Annotated in this window: 18 protein-coding genes; 4 read left to right on the top strand and 14 right to left on the bottom strand. The window is 53.1% G+C overall.

Annotated elements, in window-relative coordinates; translation table 11 throughout:
• Positions 1-32: 32 nt before the first annotated feature.
• Together QPL95_RS09550 and QPL95_RS09545 are read right to left on the bottom strand one after the other, a co-directional pair.
• On the bottom strand, positions 33-1,217 hold the full coding sequence (locus QPL95_RS09550; protein WP_303290751.1) for a flagellin: 1,185 nt from the start codon (positions 1,215-1,217) through the stop codon (positions 33-35).
• A 157-nt stretch (positions 1,218-1,374) separates the two neighbouring features.
• On the bottom strand, positions 1,375-3,519 hold the full coding sequence (locus QPL95_RS09545) for a 6-hydroxymethylpterin diphosphokinase MptE-like protein (RefSeq protein WP_303290750.1): 2,145 nt from the start codon (positions 3,517-3,519) through the stop codon (positions 1,375-1,377).
• A gap of 322 nt (positions 3,520-3,841) precedes the next feature.
• On the opposite strand from QPL95_RS09545, the gene QPL95_RS09540 reads away from it, so the two are divergent.
• Positions 3,842-5,341, top strand: coding sequence for a flagellin (locus QPL95_RS09540; RefSeq protein ID WP_303290749.1), 1,500 nt, complete (start codon positions 3,842-3,844; stop codon positions 5,339-5,341).
• 76 nt (positions 5,342-5,417) lie between these two features.
• On the opposite strand, the gene QPL95_RS09535 is transcribed toward QPL95_RS09540, so the two are convergent.
• The 8 genes from QPL95_RS09535 to pseB all read right to left on the bottom strand — a co-directional run bounded on the left by QPL95_RS09535 (position 5,418) and on the right by pseB (position 13,375).
• Positions 5,418-6,080, bottom strand: a complete 663-nt coding sequence (locus QPL95_RS09535) for an HAD family hydrolase (RefSeq protein WP_303290748.1) — start codon at positions 6,078-6,080, stop codon at positions 5,418-5,420.
• Positions 6,064-7,617 (bottom strand): GNAT family N-acetyltransferase, encoded by a 1,554-nt coding sequence (locus QPL95_RS09530; RefSeq protein WP_303290747.1) that lies wholly within the window; start codon positions 7,615-7,617, stop codon positions 6,064-6,066. The genes QPL95_RS09535 and QPL95_RS09530 overlap by 17 nt, the downstream gene beginning before the upstream one ends.
• A 36-nt stretch (positions 7,618-7,653) precedes the next feature.
• Entirely contained in the window at positions 7,654-8,538 is an 885-nt protein-coding gene (locus tag QPL95_RS09525; protein ID WP_303290746.1) for a bifunctional 2-polyprenyl-6-hydroxyphenol methylase/3-demethylubiquinol 3-O-methyltransferase UbiG, read from the bottom strand.
• Positions 8,539-8,605: 67 nt separating this feature from the next.
• A complete protein-coding gene (locus QPL95_RS09520; protein WP_303290745.1) occupies positions 8,606-9,367 on the bottom strand; it encodes a TylF/MycF/NovP-related O-methyltransferase in 762 nt (253 codons plus the stop codon).
• A gap of 34 nt (positions 9,368-9,401) precedes the next feature.
• Positions 9,402-10,463, bottom strand: coding sequence for a pseudaminic acid synthase (pseI, locus tag QPL95_RS09515; RefSeq protein WP_303290744.1), 1,062 nt, complete (start codon positions 10,461-10,463; stop codon positions 9,402-9,404).
• A gap of 42 nt (positions 10,464-10,505) precedes the next feature.
• Positions 10,506-11,204, bottom strand: coding sequence for a pseudaminic acid cytidylyltransferase (gene pseF / locus QPL95_RS09510; protein ID WP_303290743.1), 699 nt, complete (start codon positions 11,202-11,204; stop codon positions 10,506-10,508).
• Complete coding sequence (gene pseC / locus QPL95_RS09505) at positions 11,205-12,374, bottom strand: UDP-4-amino-4,6-dideoxy-N-acetyl-beta-L-altrosamine transaminase (RefSeq protein ID WP_303290742.1); 1,170 nt, start codon at positions 12,372-12,374, stop codon at positions 11,205-11,207.
• Positions 12,375-12,376: 2 nt separating this feature from the next.
• A complete protein-coding gene (gene pseB, locus QPL95_RS09500; RefSeq protein ID WP_303290741.1) occupies positions 12,377-13,375 on the bottom strand; it encodes a UDP-N-acetylglucosamine 4,6-dehydratase (inverting) in 999 nt (332 codons plus the stop codon).
• A 276-nt stretch (positions 13,376-13,651) separates the two neighbouring features.
• On the opposite strand from pseB, the gene QPL95_RS09495 reads away from it, so the two are divergent.
• Together QPL95_RS09495 and QPL95_RS09490 are read left to right on the top strand one after the other, a co-directional pair.
• Positions 13,652-15,655, top strand: coding sequence for a hypothetical protein (locus QPL95_RS09495; protein ID WP_303290740.1), 2,004 nt, complete (start codon positions 13,652-13,654; stop codon positions 15,653-15,655).
• 147 nt (positions 15,656-15,802) lie between these two features.
• Positions 15,803-19,066, top strand: coding sequence for a DEAD/DEAH box helicase (locus tag QPL95_RS09490; protein ID WP_303290739.1), 3,264 nt, complete (start codon positions 15,803-15,805; stop codon positions 19,064-19,066).
• Positions 19,067-19,097: 31 nt separating this feature from the next.
• Here QPL95_RS09490 and QPL95_RS09485 read toward each other — a convergent pair whose 3' ends face one another.
• The 4 genes from QPL95_RS09485 to QPL95_RS09470 form a co-directional block, all read right to left on the bottom strand.
• Complete coding sequence (locus QPL95_RS09485) at positions 19,098-19,427, bottom strand: type II toxin-antitoxin system PemK/MazF family toxin (protein WP_303290738.1); 330 nt, start codon at positions 19,425-19,427, stop codon at positions 19,098-19,100.
• Entirely contained in the window at positions 19,400-19,615 is a 216-nt protein-coding gene (locus QPL95_RS09480) for a hypothetical protein (RefSeq protein WP_303290737.1), read from the bottom strand. The genes QPL95_RS09485 and QPL95_RS09480 overlap by 28 nt, the downstream gene beginning before the upstream one ends.
• Positions 19,616-19,748: 133 nt before the next feature.
• Positions 19,749-21,197, bottom strand: a complete 1,449-nt coding sequence (gene sbcB / locus QPL95_RS09475) for an exodeoxyribonuclease I (protein WP_303290736.1) — start codon at positions 21,195-21,197, stop codon at positions 19,749-19,751.
• Positions 21,198-21,242: 45 nt separating this feature from the next.
• Entirely contained in the window at positions 21,243-22,136 is an 894-nt protein-coding gene (locus QPL95_RS09470) for a DUF6160 family protein (protein ID WP_303290735.1), read from the bottom strand.
• Between the two features lie 365 nt (positions 22,137-22,501).
• On the opposite strand from QPL95_RS09470, the gene QPL95_RS09465 reads away from it, so the two are divergent.
• The gene (locus QPL95_RS09465; RefSeq protein WP_303290734.1) at positions 22,502-23,530 is read left to right on the top strand and encodes a response regulator; all 1,029 of its coding nucleotides are present in this window, start codon (positions 22,502-22,504) and stop codon (positions 23,528-23,530) included.

Here is a 23,530-nt window from a genome sequence, read left to right as displayed (position 1 = left end):
GCCCGAAGGCTCCGGCTGTTGCCGTCAGTCCCTTACTGCAGGAGGGACAGAACCTGCTGCGGACGGGCGTTCGCCTGAGCCAGGACGGAGATACCGGCCTGCTGCAGCACCTGGGATTTAGCCAGGTTGGCAGTCTCTGCCGCGAAGTCAGCGTCCAAAATACGGCTATTGGAGGCGCTGAGGTTCTCTACAGAAGTACTCAGGTTGGCGATTGTGGACTCGAAGCGGTTCTGAACCGCACCGAGTTGGCCACGGAGTTCGTTTACGTTCCCCAGGGCAGAGTCGACTCGAAGGATGGCATTGTTGGCACCTTGAACATCGGAGATATCAAGGTCAACAAGGCTTCCCTGGCTCGCGGAAATCAAAGTTGTGCTGTCCAATGAGCCCGCAGAGGCAGAGCCAATCGTTCCAAAGTCAGCGAATCGTAAATCGTCAGATGCGGAAAGCTTGACAACTGTTGCGGTTCCGCTCAAAACCACCTCAGCAAAAAGCCCCCCAACTCCAGCTGCATTGATCTTGTCAGCTGCAAATTGCGCAATATTTCCACTTGTCGCGGAGAGACCCAATTCAGCCAAGCCAGAGGCAATTCCCCCTATTTCGATTGCAATGGCCTTGTCGTCCCCTTCACCGATTGAAACGGCCAGCGCGCGTCCAGACAGGTCAGCTGAAGCATCAAGGCTAGAACCGCTGGAGGTTGCAATATCGCCAATTTGGCCTTCGCGGGTTCCATTCTGAATATTGATAGAAATCGTTTCGCCTGCATTAGCGCCTACCTGGAAGCTCTGCTGACCAAAGGAGCCATCCAAAACTTTCAAACCGTTAAATGCAGTTTGACCAGAAATCCGATCGATCTCGGCGATCCGTTGCTGAACTTCGTCGTTTAGAGCCTCCCGATCGGAAGCACTATTACTCCCGTTGGCGGCCTGAACCGACAGTTCACGAATACGCTGAAGATTGTTTGTAATCTCATCGAGGGCACCTTCGGTGGTTTGCGACAAGGAGATGCCATCGTTGGCGTTTCGTGTCGCCACATTCAGACCAGAAATCTGTGACTGGAAGCGGGTAGAGATCGCCAAACCAGCAGCATCGTCCTTGGCAGAGTTAATCCTAAGACCAGAAGACAGACGCTCCAAAGCCTGATCGTTCATACCCTGGGACTTGCTCAGCTGGTTTTGAGCTGAAAGTGACGCAACGTTAGTATTAATACCGAGAGCCATAGTGCTTCTCCTTTAAAACCGTTTCAGTTTTGCTTAGTGAAGGCCAGGTCCCGTTTCTTACTGGAGGTGCCCGCCCTGTTAATTCAGTTAACGGCGGTTCGAAGAGCTTCTTTAGAAATTTGTTCTTCAGATATGTAAAAAAGTGTTTCAGGCCAACTCAGTCGCCAGAGACAGCATCTTCCACCAAAAACTCCGGATCTCTGTCACCGATGAATCGCCGAGCCCACGGATCATCTTCCAAAGGTCTCGGATCGATCATCACTCTCGCATAGTGGCTCGGCACTACTGCCAAAAACTCAAGAAAGCCTTTCTCCCACATCTTCATGAAAGTTTCTAAGCTTTCGCCATCTTCACAAGCCATACCGTGACAAACGCCAACATACAGAAAATGCTGCACAGCCCCCTTCAGCAACTGGTGGGTCATAAGCTGAGCACCGCTCACCTTCTCTTTACCGGGAAGCGGGCGAACTACGTTCTGTTGTTCACGAATATCGTTAACCAAAGTGCACAGGTCCCTACGACCTTTAAGCCTTGCAGCCTTAATCATTTTTGTATAATGACCGCACACGCGCTCGAGATCCTTGTGCACTTCCGTCAGGGCATCGTCAAACGAGTCCACATCAAGTGGTTCTGAGAGAACATCAAACGTTTGCGCAGTATCGAAATGAGCGTCAGAGTTGTGCTCCGCAAAGCGGTCAAGAAATTCGTGCTCGCAAAGCCACTGAGCCCCCTCAACGACTGCGCCATCAGCACAGTTAAAAATTTGGGGCGGTGTGCCGGAAGTTTTCAGTTTATAAATCAGCTCCTCCACTGAGCGCTTGGCTGAATAGTAGTCATTGCGGGTTAATACGGTACCACCATCCACAGCCGGCGTATTGAATACGCGACGCTTTTTGACAGTGGATTGAACCCGCTTCTGAATCTCCTCCGCAATGGCAGAATCCGTATCATCGCCATAAACAGATTTACTTGAGTGATCTTTGCTCGCATCTTCGAAACCGTAGTCCGTACCGAACAAATAGATCGTTCCGAAACCAAGCGAATGACCAATCGACAGGGCAGCATTTGTGACAGTGGGATTGCAACTGGTAAACGAACGATGCGATAGACCCAAAAGCGCTGGCTGAGTGTTATCAGCTTTAAAATAATAGAAAACTTTATCAAACAACGTGGGTACAAAGGGGTTTACCTCATTGACTGCCAAAAGAGGTATACCTCGAATTTCATCGCCGCCAATGTCAGACAAAAGCTGATAAATTAAGTAAGACGGGTCCAACTCGGCATGGTAATCAGGCTTTACTCCGTGAGCCAGAAGTGGGCGCAATGCTGTACCGGCACTCACGACAACGACCTGATCACGAACCTTCTTGAGGCTTTCTACCCGCTTATCCAAAGACGGCCCACTTCCAACGACCACCAAAGGCTTGCTTTGTACAATGGAGTCTGGCCTCGGCAAATACGCCCCCCCTCGCCGAATGTTGTGAGCAGTGTTGGAAAGGCGCATCAACTCATTGTCATAGTTTGACCAATTTGCAGCAACCACCGCCAAATCTTTTGCGTTCTCCATCACCGCCTTTGCCAACTCGACATCTGCAAGATGGTTATAGTAGGTCGAAAAAAACGGATAGAAAGGCACATCTTTGACCATATACTGGCTGACAAGGCGATGAATCTGTTCCGGCTGGTCAGCTTTACCAATGGCGAAAGTCAGAGAAAACCCTTTCCGGGAAAATCGTGAACAGATTTCCTCCCAATCAACAGTATACAAACTGACGGCAAACTTCTCCGGCTCCCGCTCAATGATGATTCCATTGATAATGGGAGTTTTTTTTGTAAGCGCATCAATGTGGTACCCCAACCCACAACCCAGAAATACCATTGACGGAAAAATGTTACCGCGAATGTACCCCTTGAAGTTCGATGGTTTAACCGGGCTTTGTTCGACAATATTCCGCAAAATTTGATCTGCGAAATTCTCTTTTTGATAGGAGGCCTCCCACGGTGGGGAAAATGTGCGAATTCTCTTAGTCTCTGGATTCTCGTTAAAAACCCTTTCGGCTTCTTCAATAGAGTACTCCCGGGCCAGCCCGTGGTAGCAGGACTTCCCGTTAGCCACCATATCCACATCATCTTTGCCTGGGGTTACAACCAACTCCACCCGTTGCAGCTCCATGCTGGCAAGCAGTTTGTATATATCTGGGCGACGTTTCTTGAAGAACTCTAGATTCTTCTGCAGCCGTTGCATAAATACTTTGCTGTCGTCCTGAGATTGTTGTACCTGCGATTTACGCTTCTTCGCCATGAATTACTCCGGAGGCAAGGTTCAAAACTTGATAAGCCCTGAAAAGAATAGACCGATTCTGCCACAGCGCCGCCGCAATCTCACACATAGATAAAGGTTAAGAACCGGCAAGTTCTTTCCCCGCACCAGTGCCATAATTCTGCCGCACGCATCTCCCAAGTGTCATAGATAATAAAATATAACCATATTTATCAGGGCCTTAAACATAGAATAAGATAACTGGCACGATCCTCGCTTGGTTTAACGGAAACGGCAATTCAACGATTTTTGTCCGACAAACTCATGTGTGGGTTTTCGGCACTCTGAGCAGGGAGAACTGACAATGCCTCAGATCATCAACACCAACATCGCGTCTCTGAACGCACAGCGGAACCTCAACAGTTCTCAAGCCGATGCCAACGTGGCCCTGCAGCGACTGTCATCAGGTTTGCGAATCAACTCCGCGAAAGACGATGCGGCTGGCCTGGCGATTTCTGAGCGCTTTCAGTCTCAGATTACCGGCCTCAATATGGCACAGCGGAATGCAAACGATGGCATCTCTTTGGCGCAAACCGCTGAGGGTGCGCTCGACGAGGTTACCAACAACCTGCAGAGAATCCGTGAGCTTGCAGTGCAGTCTGCCAACGCTACCAACAGCAATTCAGACCGGCAGGCGCTGAACCAAGAGGTGCAACAGCGCCTCGAAGAAATCAACCGGATAGCCTCTCAAACATCCTTTAACGGACTGAAGGTTCTGGATGGAACTTTCCGCACCCAAACCTTCCAGGTCGGTGCCAACACCGGTGAAACAATCGGTGTTAGCGGCCTTGATACCCGGGGTAGCCAGATTGGCGCGATCATTGACCAGTCACAACTCTTCTCAGATCTGGCACTGGAACCCGCGGTATCGAGTGGAATCGCACTGGACTTTGCGTCGGCCATTACCGGCGACATCGAAATTACACTAGGCACCGGCACGGATCAGAATGTCATCGGAACAGTACGGATCGAAAACGCCACCAACCGTGAAGAGTTCATGTCGCAATTCCGGGAGCAGGTACGTAACAATCCAGACATTGAGGGCGTTACAATTGAACCTGACGCAGTATCTGGCTCAGTGGTAATCGGCAATAGCCTTGACGAAGGTTACGAACTGGATTTCGGGGCATTTGCAACCCCTTCTGGTGTCACAGTCGATGCAGCGACTAACGCCACAACTGTTGATGAATACTTCAAAGACGGCGGCAAAATCACGTTCGATGTCACCGTCACCAATCCGGAAACCGGAGATGCTGTTGCAATTGAGGTAAGAGATGCAGTGTCGATCAACGACATCGTTGCAAAGGTAAATTCAGAGTCCAATCGAACTGGCGTAAATGCAAACCTCGACGCAAGCAATCGCAACATCATATTCTCTTCTCAGTTCGGAGCGCCATTCGAAATAGACATTGAGGCACTGGATATCGGCGGAGTGACCAGCAACGACATATCTATATCAGTGGACGGCAACCCGGATGTCGATTCCCTATCAGCTGATTTTATCGACATTTCGACGCGCGAAGGCGCTGACCGAGCCATGATCGCCGTCGACTATGCCATCGACACTATCAACGGCTTCCGCGCTGAACTCGGTGCGGTGCAAAACCGATTCGAATCCACGATAGCGAACCTGAGCACTACTTCAGAAAATCTCTCGGCCTCCAATAGCCGAATCCGAGATGCCGACTTCGCAGCAGAAACGGCTGAGCTGGCCCGCACCCAGGTACTCCAGCAGGCCGGCCTCTCCGTGCTGGCTCAGGCCAATGCCAGGCCTCAGCAGGTGCTCCAGTTGCTTCAAGGTTAAGTAGATTCTAGCCATAACAGCCGGGCTTCATGATCGGCTGTTATGGCCCACACCTAGCGATTTAAAACTCAACCACTTAAAGGCTGATTACTGTATCAAGGAGATCAAGCCTCTCCAATGTAGCTTTACCATCATAACCCGGCTTAGCCACTACATTGTGGTAGACCCCCGTATTAACTCTAATCGTCAAAACACCCAACGGGTTTAGGTTAACGAAGTCTTTGGCGGGATTGTCACCTATATAGACCATATCTTCCCACTCACATCCTTCTCTTCTGCGGATAAGATCGAAGCAATATATTGATGGCTTAGCGTTGCGTATCCCGTACCTGTGGGTAATGAATATCTTTCTAAAAAAACGAGAAATCCCAAGGGCTTCAACTTTGTTGTACTGAACAACCTTGTGGCCATCGGTCACGACATACAAAGGATATTTCAATGATAAGCGCTCCAGAAGATCTTCAACTCCGGGTGTCATCTGCAGGGAAGGAACATGGTGGCGATACACTTTCACACACTCCTTAACTAGTGAACGGGTGCACTTCCCATGAGAGGCTAACCAAGAGTCAAATATCGCCCCTCTACCCGATGCATTCAACACTCCCTGCATGTAGTCAAACGACTCGACGGGATTCCAGCCAAAACGCTCGTGCCCGAACTTTGCTACCGCGCCAAGCCCGCTCAATACGTAGGCTTGTTCGTCGTAGAGGGTATCGTCCAGATCAAATATCAGGATCATAAAGTGCAACATCCTGCGGCACACGAATCTGGCGAACCTCCACCTCGGACCGGTGAAAGGGAATCGCATCCAGATCCTGGCCGTCCAGTTCCAGCAAGGTCCAGTACCAGATATCCAGGCCGGCTGAGATTGAAGCCGTAGAAGCCCCGCCAAAGCGTGCGTTCAGTTCAATAATCTGTGGATGCCCTGCCTGATCAATAACTAACTGAAGCACTACAGGCCCCCGAAGTGCAAGAGACTCGAGTACTCTCACACATTCAGATTCCAGTGACGGATCTTTGAAAGTGGTTGTGACTACCGACTCACCATTGGCCACTTCATTGCGTTCACGCAATACAAGACCCTTTACCCTGTGGCAGCGGTCCAGCCAGGCATCCACGCTGATCTCACGCCCTTCGATAAACGGTTGGAATATGGGGTGAGACAGCCTTTTAGCGTGCGCCTTCGCGTCGTCTTCCGAAAGGTTTAATCCGATTAAACGGCTCCCTGCTCCATACCGCTCCTTAACGACAAAAGGTCCCGATCCCATCGGCTTTTCCCATGCAGGGATTACAGGGAGCTGGTTTAATTGTCCGAATTCTGCGAAGGCCAGCTTATCAACACAGATGGCAATTGCCTGAGGCTCACTGACAAGAATTTCAGTTCCACTTCTCTCAAATTCCGCCCGATTTTGGGCCCAAAAATCAAGCTCGCCATCGCGGGTAGGGATAATCAATTTGATATCATTGGAGTCACATAAAGCCATGATAGATTGGATATTTTCCCGATCTGTCGGAGGAAGATGAACAAAACCATCAGCAAAATATTTCGCATGAACAGACGAACAAACATCCCCAGCCATGACTAAAGGCACACGGGGCATACGCTTTGCCGCACTTTTGATCGCGCTGATTAATGGAATCTTTTTTCCAGCGCTGCTGACGAGAATGTTATGCTTAGAATTACCTTTAAACACCGGACGTTGTTCATTCTGCTGGAATGCTGCATGGCAAACTGAATCAATATACTCTCCATTGATCAATACATGTCGTCTCAACCGGCCCTCGAAAGCGAAGCCATTCTCTTGGAGAGCTTTTATATAATCGGGTCGAATATCGTAAGTCTCTGTTGTCAGCTTACTCAATTCCACAGTGTCAAATGCGAAACGCTTGATCATTTTTAAATAAACTGAAAAATAACTTTTTCTTTTCTTTATATCTTTTGATATTTCAGTATCAAGAAGAAATGATAGCTCGGCACGGCAATGTTCCCACGAAATGTGCACCAGGCCTCCATAGCCGATTCGCCTTCCTTTCTCAAAAAAAGTGAGGAGTATGTTTGCCGGGCGCTCCAGCTCCATGGTCGGCCAAATTGCTTGTTCGAAGTATTCCCTCTGCTGCGCCGGCGAAATAAGTTCGGATTGCCTGAGAACATCAATCTGGTCGTTCCGCCAGTTCCTGATATCTTCGATGTCGTCATCCTGGATAGTTCTCAGGGCGAACGAGTCCGAAATCACTTCCTGGGACTGTAAGCATCGATAGGCTCGTGCTTCTTTCATGGCAAACTCTTCTCTTGTGTATACCGCAACACCGCCTTACGCAGGCGAGAGGAATGCAGTGACATTTCGCCCCAGCCCTACATCAGCAAGCGCCTCGTAAAGACGATTCGCTCGCTCATCCCCTTTGTTGCCGATCAACTGCTCGAGCATCAACCTCGCGCGATGTGCATGTGGACCATTCTCTCGATCGACGACATAGTTGGAGCCAATATGTGCCAGGTAGAAATCTATAGGGAAGTCCGCCAGAACGCTGTGACAATGCCAGCCTGTCGCAGTGGCTGTCGACTTCAAGCTGTCAGACGTAAAATAGGACAGATGGTCAGGCAAGGCTATCCAGAAGCGCACTGGTATCTCGCCCCCTGCGAGGAGAGTTTCCTGCAACTCGCTAAAATCATTAGGCACTGTTACCACTAAAACACCTTCATCAGCAATCAGCTTTCTCAAAGATTTCAGCAGATCCAGCGGCTCGGTAACGTGCTCTAGAACGTTATTCAACCAGACAACATCATAAGTATTGCCATTGTGCATTCGGCTCTCTAACAACTTGAAAACATTCCCTTGCTCAACATTATTCAGAATATCGGGATTCATAGTCCGGAGGCCTTCGACAGAGTGGTCTATGCCCTCAATCTCCCACCCCCGGCGCTGAAACTCCGCCAATGCAAAGCCTTCTCCACAGCCAACGTCAAGAACGCGACCCGGCTTTTGATCTCCCCCTCGAACTTTCTCAACTTCATGAAGCCGTTGAGAAACTTTCATCAGGATAACGTCGAGCTCTTCCTCCGGGTAGCTTTTCCGGTAGTTGGCTCGCTCAGACTGATAGTATTTGTTGGTGTAATAGTCTGAGAGCTCCTGGTCACTTGGTTTATCGACAACCTCCCAGAATCCCAGTGAATTTCGTTTCAGCCCTTCAATATCCATAAGACGACCTCAAGCATCAATTTACGAAAAAACACTCCTCTGCACCTTAGAATATGTATTAAAAAAATCACTCAATAACTATATAGGACGTGAGGGGGCTGCTTGGAAGTCGACGAATTGCATATTTCTGAAGCCCAAAAACTTCCCTCAGCGCTGCAGTTTCGCCCGGAAACTCTGGGCAGTTCAGTTCATCAAATGCCAGAACACTACCTTTCGTGATATGGGGCACGATGGCTTTCAGGCAGTCTTTCGTCGGCTGGTATATGTCAAAGTCGAAATACGCAAGAGAAATAATAGTGTGCGGATTTCTCACCAAATAAGCCGGGAGTGTCTCGGATGCATCACCTTTGACCAACTCATACTTCTTTTTTTGAGGTATGGGCGAATTATCATTATGGAAGTTCAAAATACTTTCGAGATCCACTTCCCAATTCTCAGCAACACTATAATCTCCAGACTCGCATGCCATACCATCTTTTTTATCCACTGAAGGAAATCCTTCAAAAGTATCAAATCCAATTATTTTTCGGTTATGGTTATATGGTTCAAGCATTCCTCTCAGTGACGAAAAAAGAGCCATATTCTGCCCCCATCGTACGCCAAATTCCATAATCACACCGTGAACAGGAACGATCATTTCGTAGAGAGCCTGGATAAAATTTATTCTGGACAGATTTTGGCGCGTTAAAAATACACCTAAATTATCCAATAGCTCTCCATCTGGTATTGGACTATTCCTTAAGCTCTGAGAAAGACTGATCTTAGATGCCACCTCCGCTCGCGTTGATCCAACGATGGTATTGTGGGGCTGATCTGTGAGTTTTTCCATCGACCTCTACCTATTACCTTTTTAGAAATATTAGTTACGCCAGATACTCAAACTTCAATGCTTCGCCAAACGCGATATCACACGCCGCTTTCCTGCCAAGAACGTCAGGAAGATACTTCGGCGGCAGACCGTTTGCTGGACGAATTGATCGGACGTTTTCTTTGGTAAACTCTTCTCCCGCCTTGATCGATTTGACGGCATACAAGGACCTGCGATGTTTGAGGACTCCGGCTTCACTCTTGGTGGGGCGGTAGCTGGGCTTGCCAAGCGCGGACCAGGCAATCCTGCTGTGCTCCACCAGCCGTTGAAGTTCATGGGGCTCCAGCGAAAAAGCGCTATCTACACCACCTTCAGCGCGGGAAAGGGTGAAGTGCTTTTCAATCACACACGCTCCCAGTGCGACCGCTGTGGTAGCCACCACAGTGTCCATTGTGTGGTCAGACAGCCCGGTAAGCAGCCCTGTGCGCTCCCTCAAGTCAGGAATGGTGGCGAGGTTTGCCTCTTCGGGTGGAGTTGGGTAGGCACTCGTGCAATGCAGGACCACAATTTCGGTAGCTCCCGCTCCGCGCGCTGCCGAAACGGCCTCAGCAATTTCTTCAGCGGAAGCCATTCCGGTCGAAATGATCATGGGCTTACCGGTGCAAGCCACGTATTCAATCAACGGTATATCTACTATTTCCGGTGACGCGATTTTGTACGCCGGAGCACCTAGCTCTTCCAACATGTCAACAGCGGTTGGATCGAAAGGTGCAGAAAACAGCGTGATACCAACAGATCGAGCCTTTTCGAAAAGCTGCGCATGCCATTCCCATGGGGTATGGGCCTCTTCATAGAGTTCGTACAACCGCCGACCATCCCATAGCCCACCGTGTACCACAAACTCAGGCGCATCATGATCTATCGTGATTGTGTCTGCCCTATAGGTCTGCAATTTGATTGCATCAGCCCCGGCTGCTTTCGCTTCTTCAATCAGGCGGAAGGCTCTTTCAATATCTCCGTTATGGTTACCGGACATTTCAGCAATAATATACGGCGGAGTTTCCGGACCGATGGCGCGGCCATCGATTACAACCTTATCCGTTGTTGCTTCAGACATGATGGAGGTTACCTTAATTTAAAAGTGTCGTATCTGACGCCTTCACTGCCTGTACTTCATCTGAGACTGGAACATCCATTCAGCACGGATCCAGTCTTCTGGAGTGTCAATATCCTGAACCCGGTGCCGCGGCAGTTTTACGGGAACGGAATATTCCGCAAAAACCATTTTTTCTTCTCGCCAGGCCTGGGCAGTGCCCCAGTAAAACTGCCCGGCATCATGCCAGGCTTCTTCAAGGTCCTGGGACCGGGTGTTGAAATACTCGGGACTGAACATGGCTACGCGGCCGTTTTCAGTAATCCGGATGGCACGCTGAATCGGAAACCCAAAGCTGGTGACGGCAAACGCATAGTTACACTCAGCCTGACAAATCAACTCCCAGCCACGACGCAGGTCGTCAGGGGAAACAAAGGGCGCGGTTGCGTACAGGCAGCAGGCGTAATCCACCGGAGTCTCATTCTGCCCGAGCCACTCGACTGCATGGCGCATGACGGGCAGGGTTCCGGTGAAATCATCCGACAGTTCCGAGGGGCGAACAAAGGGCACCGAGGCCCCCCACTCACTGGCAACATCCGCAATTTTTGTATCGTCTGTAGAAACAACCACTTTATCAAAACACCCACTGGACCTGGCTGCCTCGATGGACCAGGCAATCATCGGCTTACCGCAGAATTCTTTAATGTTTTTCCGCGGGATACGCTTGCTCCCGCCACGGGCAGGGATTATGGCCACGCGATGCATTTAATTTTCGCTCCCCGCCAATGCGAGCTTTAATGTTGCAACCACCTGATCCTGCTGGTTGTCCGTCAGGCCTTGAAACATTGGTAAACTGATCGCCTCGCGGTAATAGGCCATCGCTTCAGGGAAAGCTTCAACCTTGAACCCCATTGCCTGATAGTAAGGCTGAGTATGCACGGGGATGTAGTGAACATTTACACCTATGCCTTGCTCCCGCAGGGATACGAAAACCTGCCGACGAGTCGTGGTAATTTTTTCCCGCTGCAGGCGAATCACATACAGATGCAAGCCGGAATAGCTATCCGCATGCTGCCAGGGCGTGGTTACGGGTAAATCGGCCAACAACTGGTCGTAACGCCGTGCCAACTCATGCCGACGCGCAACAAAATCATTTAGACGATCCATCTGGCTCACACCCAGAGCGGCCTGAAGTTCTGTCATGCGGTAATTAAAGCCTAGATCGACCTGCTGGTAGTACCAGGGGCCGTCCGGTTCGCGGGTCATCAGGCTCTGAGCCCGGGTGATACCGTGGCTGCGCAGCAGATTCATCCGGCTGGCCAGCTTATCGCTGTTGGTCAGAGCCATACCGCCTTCGGCTGTGGTGACGATTTTTACCGGATGGAAGCTGAAAACGGTAATGTCGCTGTAACGGCAATTACCGATGAACTCTCCCTTATATTTACCGCCAATGGCGTGGGAGGCGTCTTCAATAATGCTGAAGCCGTATTGTAGGCTCAGCTTATGGATGGCCTCCATATCGCACGGCTGGCCACACAGGTGAACGGCTACCAGTACTTTCGGCAGACGGCTTTCCTGCTTCGCCTGCTCCAGCTTTTCGGCCAGTTGTTTCGGGCACAGGTTGTAGGTTTGTGGATCAATATCCACAAAATCCACTTTCGCGCCGCAATACAAGCCGCAGTTGGCCGAGGCCACGAAGGTGATCGGCGTAGTCCAGAGCCAGTCACCCTCACCAAGTTCCAGAGCCAAGCAGGCAAGGTGCAAAGCCGAGGTCGCGCTGTTTGCTGCCAAGGCATACTTAGCGCCAACATGGCCCGCCACCATCGCTTCAAATTCCGGTACCTTCGGACCTTGGGTCAGAAAGTCTGACTGCAGCACCTCCAACACGGCATCAATATCTGCCTGACTGATGTCCTGCTTGCCGTAGGGAATCATGATCAGATTTTTCCGATTTCGTTATAGTTTCGGTCGATCCAAGTCTGCAGCTCTTCATCTGTCATCCAGGTTGAATTGTTGTCACTGGCATAGATGAAGCCTTCCGGTACCTTATTTCCATCTTTGATACGCTCTCTACTTGTACCCCAATTGTTGATATTCGGCAGTATCTTGAAGTGCTCCGGATATTCGTAAGTAAAGTAGGAGTCTTCCGCACTAATCATCTGTTCGTGCAATTTCTCGCCAGGACGAATTCCAACGATCTCCTGACTTGCTTCTGGTGCTACCACACGGGCTAGGTCCGTCATTTTCATGGAAGGAATCTTCTTAACGTAGATTTCGCCACCCACCATGTCTTCAAATGCGTGCCAAACCAGCTCCACGCCCTGCTCCAGGCTGATCATGAAACGGGTCATGCGCGGGTCGGTGATTGGCAGAACGCCCTTATCTTTGATGGACATGAAGAACGGGATAACCGAGCCCCGGGAGCCCATCACGTTGCCGTAGCGCACCACAGAGAATTTGGTTTCGTGACCACCAGCATAGGAATTTCCGGCCACAAAAAGTTTGTCTGAAGCCAGCTTGGAAGCACCATACAGATTAATCGGACTACTAGCTTTGTCCGTGGAAAGCGCAACAACGCCTTTCACGCGCTTGTCTATAGCAGCATCAATTAGATTCATCGCACCATTGATATTGGTTTTGATGCACTCAAAAGGATTGTACTCAGCCGTCGGTACAATTTTTGTTGCCGCAGCATGGACTACATAATCAACTCCATCCAAGGCCCTATACAAGCGGTCGCGGTCGCGGACGTCGCCGATAAAAAAACGAAGCCGGTCGTCCCCCTCAAACAGCTTGGCCATTTCCCACTGCTTCATCTCATCCCTGGAGAATACGATGATTTTTTTTGGATTGTATCGCTCGAGCGTCAGGGGGATGAACTTGTTCCCAAAAGAGCCCGTCCCGCCTGTTACTAGAATGGTTGAGTCTTGGAGCATTAACACCCTGCCTTTAGCCAAGTAGTATTTTCTCTAACAATAGCATCGTTGGCCAAAGTTTGAAGCATCCGGTTATACCGCGTTCGGAGAACAATGCACTCTGGGGTCAGACCCCAAGACATTTCACCTCACCAAATGCACCGGGACCTGACCCCGGGTCTGACCCCAAACTAAAAACTGGCACACCTTTCGCAGCACCCCTTCCAAACCCCGGCAAACCGTCAAAAAACTGCAGACCTTTGCCGCATCGAATCATGGCTGGTAACGAGGTGTTCCATGCAAGTACAACATCATAATGCTCATCTTCCCCGCTCGGTTCAGGCCCAGGTGGCGCGGATGGTTTTGCAGGCTAACCTGGCGTATGGGGAGTCCAACAGCAATGGGCTGTCCTATGTGCAGCGGCTGAAGGCCCGCAGGGAATGCCGTGACTATCTCGATCAGGCATTAGCGCTGGAGGCCGACAACGCCGCTGCCCTGGGCCTGCTGGGCCGGGTGGAGATGGACGATGGCCAGCTGGAAAAAGCCCATGCCCTGTTCAATGCTAGCCTGAACAGCCAGCCGGCGCAGGCCCAGCAGTATGCCAACCTCGGTTACTGGGCACTGAAAAGCGAACGGCCCGCCCTGGCGGAAGAGTATTTCCTGAAGGCTCTGGAATGCGACCGGCAATCTGCCGCCGCTTTCTGTGGTGTCGCCCACGCTAAACGCCTGCAGGGCCAGTTTGATGTGGCCTACCTGCACTATCGCAAGCTGCTGCAAACCGGTTCCGAATGGAATTCGGTGTACTCCGGCATGCTCACCTGCGCCCAGCACCTGCAGGTCCACAAAGCGGATGCCGAACTGGCACAAGACGCCATCGCCCTCCTTCGCAACGACGGTCTGCCCCACCAGGAAATTGGCCGGTTTGTCGGTGCGATCATTGAGCAGCAGTACGACTTGAACAACCCGAGTGCTGAAGTGTTCCTGGATGCCGCCGCAGAAGACGAACTGCTGATCCTCGCATTGCAGAAAACCCTGATGCCCAGCGCCGCCGTTGAGGAACTGGTGATTCTGCTGCGCCGCGCCATCATGGCCGAAGTTGCTCAAACCGCCAGCCTGCGAGACGAGCTCCAGCCTCTGTGCCTGGCCATTGCCGAATACGCAGACCGCACCGGTTACGCCCTGGCGGCCGAAGACGATGAAGAGCGCCTGGCCGCCACCATCAACGACAGCATTGTGGCGCAGTTCGCCGTACGCGAGCCGCAGGATGCCCTGATTGGCTCACTGATGACCAGTGCCATGTACGGCGCCCTGTTCCACCACAGCTTTGCCATGCAGCTCGGCCAATGGAACCTGGTGGACTGGCCCCTCGCCATGCAGCCGATGATGGCCGCCAGCTACTACCACCGGGCCGAAGAGGAAGCGGTTAAACAGAATTTTGACGAGAAAGCCGAAGAGCTCTGCCTGGCCAAGACCGACGTACCCCAGGCCTGGCCAACCTGGAGCCAACTGGCGTACCGCACTGAAACCAGCCTGAAATCCGTCATGGCACAGGAACTGGGCCTGACTACCGAAAACCTGCCCGCCACCCTGCGCATCCTGGTGTGCGGCGCCCAGTCCGGCCAACGTGCCATGGAACTGGCGCAATACCTGGACGACGTGGAAGTGATCGCGGTGGATGAGTCCCTGGCCAACATCGCCAAAGCGACCCGCATGGCCCACTCCCTGAACATGGACAACATCGTGTTCTGGCCCTGGTCCATCGCCCAGCGGTTTGTGGCAGACGGCCACCAGGTGCACTGGGTCGAAGTCGGCCGCTTGCCGTCACCGGCCATGACCGAACTGTCTCTGGCGGCCCTCATCAACAGCGCCTCCGCCCGCGGTGCCGTGGTTCACCTGCACACCGGCATGGCGGAACAAACATCCGCCGACAAACAAGTACGCCGCCTGGTCGACGAACACCACCTGCAACCAACCCGAACCACCCTGCGCCAACTCCGCCGCATGGTACTGGCCAACCGGAAAGACACTATCTGGGCAGAGTTGCTGAAGGACGACGACTTCTACAGCCTCGGCGGCTGCCGCGACCGCTGGTTCCGCCCGCAGGACGCGAGCCAGCTGAAAGAGCTCCTGGCCCTGGTCAGCAACGAAGTGGAATGGAAACTCATCAAAGCCCGGGACGAAGACGGCCACAGCCTGGCCACCGCCCCGGTGCAACGCCAGATTCAGGCAGAGGCCCTCGGCAGCGAAGTGCAGAGTTTGATGGGGCAGAATTTGAGCGTTTACTTCCAGCGGCGGAGATGAAATAACGGGGTCAGACCCTGGCCTTTAATGACAAGCTTAAGGCTTGTCATTAAAGGCCAGGGTCTGACCCCGTTTTTTAGTTTGAGAGACACGGTAGGTTCAGGTAGCTTTCACCTTTCAAAAATCTACCGGTACCCACACTCTGCCATGCTCGTTACTCCAGCAAATCTTAACCTGAACTTCGATAGCAACAGCCTGCAGCGCGGTAAGCGTTATTTCAGTCAGGGGCGGGTGCAAAACCTGGTGCGTGAAACCGAGGGCATGAGCATTCAGGTGCTGCGGGCGGAGGTTTCAGGCAGCCAGCGTCAGCTTTACATCACCGAGGTTCGGTTCGATCGCTATCTGCCGGGGAAAATCAGCAGTTTCTGCAGTTGTCCGGTTGGAATTCGGTGCAAGCATGCCGCGGCGGTTATTCTGCAGGCCAATTATGAGGAAGACATTCGCACCGAAAAGAGCGAGCCGAAAACCGGCAGCCGGCCTCCCAGCCACACTGCTGAAACCTGGCTGGAGCGTGCGGCCGCCTTTTCAAACACTGACAACCAACCGCCCAGCCCGGAGTGCCTGGTCTACCTGCTCCACCTGGAGCCACACCGAAACCAGCAAACCCTGTCGGTGAACAAGGTTCGGCCTCGTAAATCCGGGGGCTATTCGAGCGGCGCCAAAACCACGCTCTGGAGCCGAACAAACCTGGAATACGACCGCCCCAAATACCTGCAGGAAAGTGACATAGCGCCGCTGACCTGGCTGGGTGCCATGCCGACCGCGTTTCGTGTTTCACCGGTTCTGGAGGGAACCACGGGTGCCTATTTTATTGAATCGGCGCTGAAAACCGGCCGTCTCTTTCTGGAGTCCAGCCAAAACCCGCCGCTGCAGCCCGGCGAATCTATAGAAACCGGGTTTGAGTGGGTGCAATTGGCAGACAAACAGCACTGGCAGCTGGTCAGCAAGGCGCTGCCTTCGCACATTCATCTGTTAAACACCTCGCCCACTTACTACCTGGACGAAAAAGAGCTCCGCATAGGCCGTGTTGCCCATTCGCTGGATGCCCAGACCACAGCCCTGCTCCAGCAGTGCCCTCCCCTGTCGGAACCTCAGCTGCAGGCGGCACTCCCAGCCCTCGCCCCCATCATCGAAAAAGCCGGCGCGGTGCTGCCAGACTCGTTCCAGATGCCAACCCTGGTACAAACAAGCCCAAAGCCAGTGCTGCAACTCTATAGCCTTCAGCATCCTGACCCCGCGGCCATGCCGCCGTTGCTGATGGCAAGGCTGTTATTCAGCTACGACGGGCACCGGGTATCCTTCTCAGAAAAGGATCCCCGGGTACTGGTGCAGGGTTCCGGAACACCAGCGCTGATTATTCGGGACGAAGATGCGGAAATCGAATTACTCCACCGCAACCTGCCCGAATTCCGGATGGCAGGAGTAATGACCGATGACCTGGACACAGACATGGTCAACGCACTGCCCCACAGCAGCTTTCTCGATTTCACTCTACCAAGCCGCAAAGACTGGCTGGATTTCATCGCCTTCGATTTGCCGAAACTGCACGCAGACGGCTGGCAAATCGAAATGGACGAGAGCTTTGATGTGCCGGTTATAGAAATCGACCAACTGCACGGCAGCCTGCAGTCGGATGAAGAATCGCCCGGCTGGTTTGATGTGGAAGTGGGCATCGACTACAACGGCACCCGGATTGACCTGATCCCCCTGCTGCAACAGGCGCTGGCCTACCTCGACATCGAAAACAACAGTGACGATGCCCTGCCGGAAACCCTCTGGCTCCATAACGGCGACGCCCTCATCCGGGTGGCTTCCGACCGCATCCGGCCACTGGCCCGAACCCTGCTGAGCCTGCTGGGCAAAGAGCGCAACGGCAAACTGACACTGCCAAAGCTGGACGCCGCCCAGGTGATGGGCGATGTGGAGGCCAACTGGCAAAGCAGCGCAGAATTGCGCAACCTCAGTGAAAAACTCACATCCTTCCAGGCACTGAGCTCTGTACCGGTGCCCGGCGAGGTCCAAGCACAGCTGCGCCACTACCAGCAAGAAGGCCTGAACTGGCTGATGTTCCTCCGGGAATTCGGCCTCGGCGGCGTTCTTGCCGACGACATGGGCCTGGGTAAAACCCTGCAAACCCTGACCTGCCTTCAAGCCGAAAAAACCGCAGGGCGGCTGAACGCTCCGGCTCTGGTGGTATGCCCGACCACGCTCATTGCCAACTGGGAGGCAGAAGCGGAAAAGTTCACCCCCGGCCTGAAACGGGTGATCATTCACGGCAACCGCAGAAAACCCCTGTTCGAACAGATCACCGACACCGATCTGGTCATCACCAGCTATCCGCTGCTGCACCGGGACCTTGAACAACACCAGAAACAGACCTACAGTCTAGCCTTTTTCGACGAAGCCCAGTATCTGAAAAATCCGGCAACCGTGATGTCCAAAGCCGCTCGCCGCCTGCCAGCAGAGAATCGCATCGCACTCACCGGCACCCCCATGGAAAACCATCTGGGTGAACTCTGGGCCCTGTTTGATCTTATTCTGCCGGGCTACCTGGCCGACCAGAAAAGCTTCCGCGAGTATTACCGCAAGCCCATCGAAGAACAGGGTAATCAAAGCCGTTACGCAGAACTCAGCCGCCGGGTGCGGCCATTCATGCTGAGGCGCACGAAAGACCAGGTAACCCCTGAGCTGCCCGAAAAAACCGAAATCGTGCGCAACGTAGAACTGAACCGCCAGCAGAAAGACCTGTACGAAACCATTCGCGCCACCATGGACAAGCGCATTCGGAAGCTACTGGCGGACAAAGGTGCCGCCCGCAGCCAGATTGAAATACTGGACGCCCTCCTGAAACTGCGCCAGATCTGCTGCCACCCAGCCCTGCTTAACCCGGAAGAAACCACCGGTTCGGCCAAGCTCGACTATCTGATGGACATGCTGGAACAGTTGCTGGACGAAGGCCGCCGGATCATCATCTTCTCGCAATTCACCAGCATGCTGGCGCTGATCGAAACCTCACTGAAAGAAGCCGGCATACGCTATGAAAAACTCACCGGCCAAACCAAAGACCGCGCCACCCCCGTCAAACGGTTTCAGAATGGCGACAGCCCGGTCTTCCTCATCAGCCTGAAAGCCGGCGGCACCGGCCTCAACCTCACCGCAGCCGACTGCGTCATCCACTACGACCCCTGGTGGAACCCCGCAGCCGAACAACAAGCCACAGACCGCGCCTGGCGAATCGGCCAGGACAAACCCGTTTTTGTATACCGATTGATCACAGAAGGCACCGTAGAAGAACGCATCCGCGCACTTCAGGCAAGAAAAAGCAAACTTGCGGATGGACTATACGGCAAAGCAGACTCATTCAGCGCCAGCATCACCGCCGAGGATATCTCCGTCCTGTTCGAAAAATGAATGGGGTCAGACCCGGGGTCAGACCCCACTATTAACGCTTAGTAATTGCTACAACGCGATCAACCAATCGGCCCACAAACTCGGCATTCAGGCAGGCAATCTCTTTAAGGAGAATGGATTCGTTGGCAGTGAATAACTTACCGGGGCGGGCGAAGCTTTGCCGATGCAACGTCCCGTGGGAAAAAGCATCTTCGCCCAACTCCAGCGACTCAGTGTCATAGGGCTTGCTTGTCACCTGGCACAAAATATAGTCGCCTTTCCCGGCACTTGCCAAAATCACAGCGGGTCTTAATTTCTGGCTACTGAGGTCCGAAAAAGGAAATCGGATCAGTACTACACTTCCTTTTTCAAATGCTCCCACGCCTCTTCTTCCTCATCCTTGAGCCAATCTTCCGCCAGCGCCGATTCGGCAGCGACCAGAACCTCATCTTGAGATTCATCTTCGTCCAACAGTGTAATCAAAACCCGGCGAGAGCCTTTAATGGACACTTTCTCCAGCCACTCAACCCGACCTTTCTCATCGATAACGGCTTCAACTGTGTGCAACACGCCAAGCCTCCTTAATGGATAACATTTGTACAATTATAACCCAGTTCAGGGCCTCTGTTGGGGTCAGACCCTGGCCTCTGATGACAAGCTGGCAGCTTGTCATCAGAGGCCAGGGTCTGACCCCACTACACAATTACATATAAGGGATCAAGGATTCGCCGTAGAGGTGCAGGTCTTCCAGGACTTGCAGCTTCTGCGGAGGGAGTTCCGGGTCAGCCGCCAGCTTCTGGAGTATCAGCCCGTAGTCTTCCAGTGAGCGCCAGCCTTTGCCGGGGCTCATCAGGCGTTGGCTGCGGAACTGTTCCCAGCGTTCGGCTTCTTCGCCGGTCAAGGTGCCAGGGTAGTTGCGAGCGCGGTAGCGGAAGAGCATTTCGGGTAGGCGTGGGTCTTCAAACGCCACGTCATGCTCGCCCAGGTCTTCTATTGGCTGGCTCAGCAGCCCGTTCAGTTTTTCCCGGTCAGATTTGCTGATGAAGCCACCAGCGTAGAGTTGTTCATCGGGGTCGGTCAGGTCGTTGCCGTCGAAGGATTTGTCAAAGGCCTGAGCAATGCGGGCTGGCAGGTCCGCTGCTTTGCGCAACTTCGCCAGGTTAGCCCTGAGCACATCCCCTTCAAGCTCTAGTTCCGCCAGGCGCTCCGGCGACAAAGTAGAAAGCATATTGGCCGGGGCCAATACCGGGCACTTGTTCAGCTGAACACCTTTTAAAGCAAATCGGCTAACACCCTCACCCAGCTCCGCCTGGGAAGTAAACACCCGCTCACGAATCTGCTCAGGGCTCGCAGCGATCAGCTCGCCCGGGTCCTGCCGCAGGTCATACACGATCACCAGATTCTTGTTGGTCGGGTGCTCCGCCACCGGAGCCACCAATGCACAACAACCGCGCGTGGCTGGATACTTGGCGGAAATGTGGAACACCGGCTTCATGGTGGCGGTATCGAGCATCTGGCGAGCGGCGTGTTTGTCTTTGTTGTTCAGAACAAAATCGAACAACTTGGGTTGTTTTTCCTTGATCAGCTTGGCGACAGCAATAGTGGCCAGAACATCAGACATAGCATCGTGGGCAGCTTCATGAGCGATGCCGTTGGCCACCGTCAGTTCTTCCAGGCGAAAGCTTGGGCTGCCGTCTTCCTTCCGGGGCCAGTTGATGCCTTCCGGGCGCAGCGCATACGTCAGCCGCACCATGTCGATGATGTCCCAGCGTGAATTGCCGTTCTGCCATTCCCGGGCGTAGGGATCGCGCAGGTTTCGGTACAGGGTGTGTCGGGTGACTTCATCGTCAAAACGAAGGCTGTTGTACCCTACCGCGCAGGTGCCGGGCTGACTGAAGGCTTCGTTGATCTGAGCGATGAACTCCGCTTCGGGAAAACCGTCTTCCAGCGCTTTCTGGGGCGTAATACCGGTAATCAGACAGGCTTCTGGGGAAGGCAGGTAGTCGTCCGCCGGCTTGCAGTAAATCACCAGCGGATCTTCGATCACGTTCAAATCCGCATCCGTACGAACCCCGGCAAACTGAGAGGGGCGGTCGTGCAACGGGTCAACGCCAAAGGTTTCGTAATCGTGCCAGTAAAAAGAGCGGATCAAGAGAAGACTCCTGCCTTGTGGATTAAGTGCAGGAGTCTAGCAAAATCAAAACAGGTTGTTACCCATATCCACCTGATGAGTACGTAGGCGATCAACCCCGGGACCCGTCAGTTTGCTCAAATCCACCGTCATATTGGTCGGCAAATTGATAAACACGCCTTTGCCGGCGTTAATAACATTCGCTCCGTCCAGGGTTTGCCAGTCGACGTTTTCATCACGCTGGAAGCCAATAAAGAAACCATCGGTAAAGGCTACGTCGCCCTCAGCCGCGCCTTCCGCGCCCACGATCACAGAGCGGAGGTTGGTGAGCGGCGCGCAGTTCACACCCGAAACACAGGAAACCGGCTCATTACCGGCAGGCTTTATTCCGATATACGAGGCACGGTAATTGGTGGCGGTTTCACCTTCCCCGGCAAACAGCGTGGTGTCATAAACTGTGCCAGACACTTCCTCGCGGAGCTTCAGGCCAGGAATGGCGCCACTGAAACTGGTGGTACGAGAGGAGACAGACCCCCGTGCCTGCTGGAAGCCCAAACGGAAGCCGGCCAGTCCGGTGGCGTCTTCAGCCAGTTCAATATAAGGGCGCTGTGCCTCGAAGGGGATCGGATCGCCTTCGTTATAGGTCACACCGTTGAACGTTTCGCCATCGGCACGGGCTATGTGCCCAAGCGCCAAATCACTTGCAGCGAAATCGGTGCCCCCATCAATCTGGCCAACTTGCACGTCATCGATATTGACCCGCGTTTCCACGTCCATACCCAGTGTCATCCGGGTAAAATCGTAATTCTGGCCGGCAATATTTTCAATCTGCATAAAGGCCTGCCCGGTCACCTCACCCATTGCATTGTCTGAAATGGGTGCTAATTCTGCCTGGGAAACGGGCGAAATACCCAGGCAAAACGTGGCAAGGGCAGCGCATCCGTACGCTTGCTTGTTCATAGATTGTGTCTCTGAATAATGTTTGTGAGCCAGATCCGACGCCCGACTCTCATGCCGCCCGTTTATTATGTTTTTCCGGTGCAGGCATACGGCTGTGTTTTTATATGTAACAAACTGTTTCTTTTTTGACCGCAGGCCAACTATAGCTGAGGGCTGCTCGTAAATAGAGTGAGCTGCATCACAATCAGCCATTACACGGCCGTCATTTGGAAACAAGCTTGAAGCTCGTCACAGGTTCAAGTTTTCAGCCGTGTAACCGTTAGCCAAATCAACAGTGTATAGAAAACCAAAGATGTAGCGCTCATGTACACATTCCAGTACTCTAACCCTCCTTTCAACACTCCCCGGGGCCCAAACTGTAAGCCATGAGCACCCAAATCCTGATCTGCGACGATTCTGCCCTCGCCCGCAAGCAAATGGCCCGTGCCCTACCCGCAGGCCTGGCAGATAACGTTCAGTTCGCCAATGATGGCGACGAAGCCCTGCAGATTCTGCGAAACGGCCAGGCCGAACTGCTGTTTCTTGATCTGAATATGCCCGGCATAGACGGCCACCAGGTACTTGAACACATCCGTAAAGAAGACCTGCCAGTGTTTACAATTGTCGTATCTGGCGACATTCAACCCGAAGCCCGGGAGCGGGTGCGCAAACTTGGCGCCATCGATTTCATCAAAAAGCCAACCGACACAGACATCGTGGCCAGCCTGCTTGAAGAGTATGGCTTCTATCGCCGCGAAGAGCTGAAAGCCGCTGCCGAGCAAGCCGCCAACCCGGAAGATCAGCCCAGCAAGGCACCTGAAATTTCCGTCAGCCTGAATGAATACCTGCAGGAAATTTCAAACGTTGCCATGGGACGCTCCTCCGACCTGCTGGCCCGCCTGCTCCGGGTATTCGTGCAGCAGCCGATCCCGAAAGTCGCCTTCATCGCCACGTCAGAGTTGCACATGGCCATTTCCGCTGCCGAGCGTGAGAGCAGCTACTCCGCCGTGTGCCAGGGGTTCACCGGTGCCGGCATTGCAGGGGAAGCTCTGCTGTTGTTTGAAGACGCCAGCTTCCAGGAAATGGCGGAATTGCTGCATTACGATGTAGTGGAAGGCGCGGAGGTCAACGTCGAAGTATTGATGGACATGTCCAGCATCCTGTTCGGCGCCTTTCTGAACGGTGTCAGCGATCAGCTCGCACTGAAACTCGGCCTCGGGCACCCAACCGTGCTGGGCCAGCACCGCCCGATCAATGAACTGCTGGAACATCACAGCAACCGGGAAGAGCAACTCCTGTGTATCGAAATCAGCTACGCTATTGAAAACCGAGATATTCGCTGCGACATGCTGGTTCTGTTTACCGAAGACTCCCTACCCTTCCTGGAAAAACGCCTCGAATACCTGGTGGACTGA

This window comes from Marinobacter sp. SS5-14b (assembly GCF_030541005.1).
Taxonomy (GTDB): domain Bacteria; phylum Pseudomonadota; class Gammaproteobacteria; order Pseudomonadales; family Oleiphilaceae; genus Marinobacter.
Note: the sequence above shows the minus strand (reverse complement) of the source record. Positions and strands in the feature narration are given on the sequence as shown.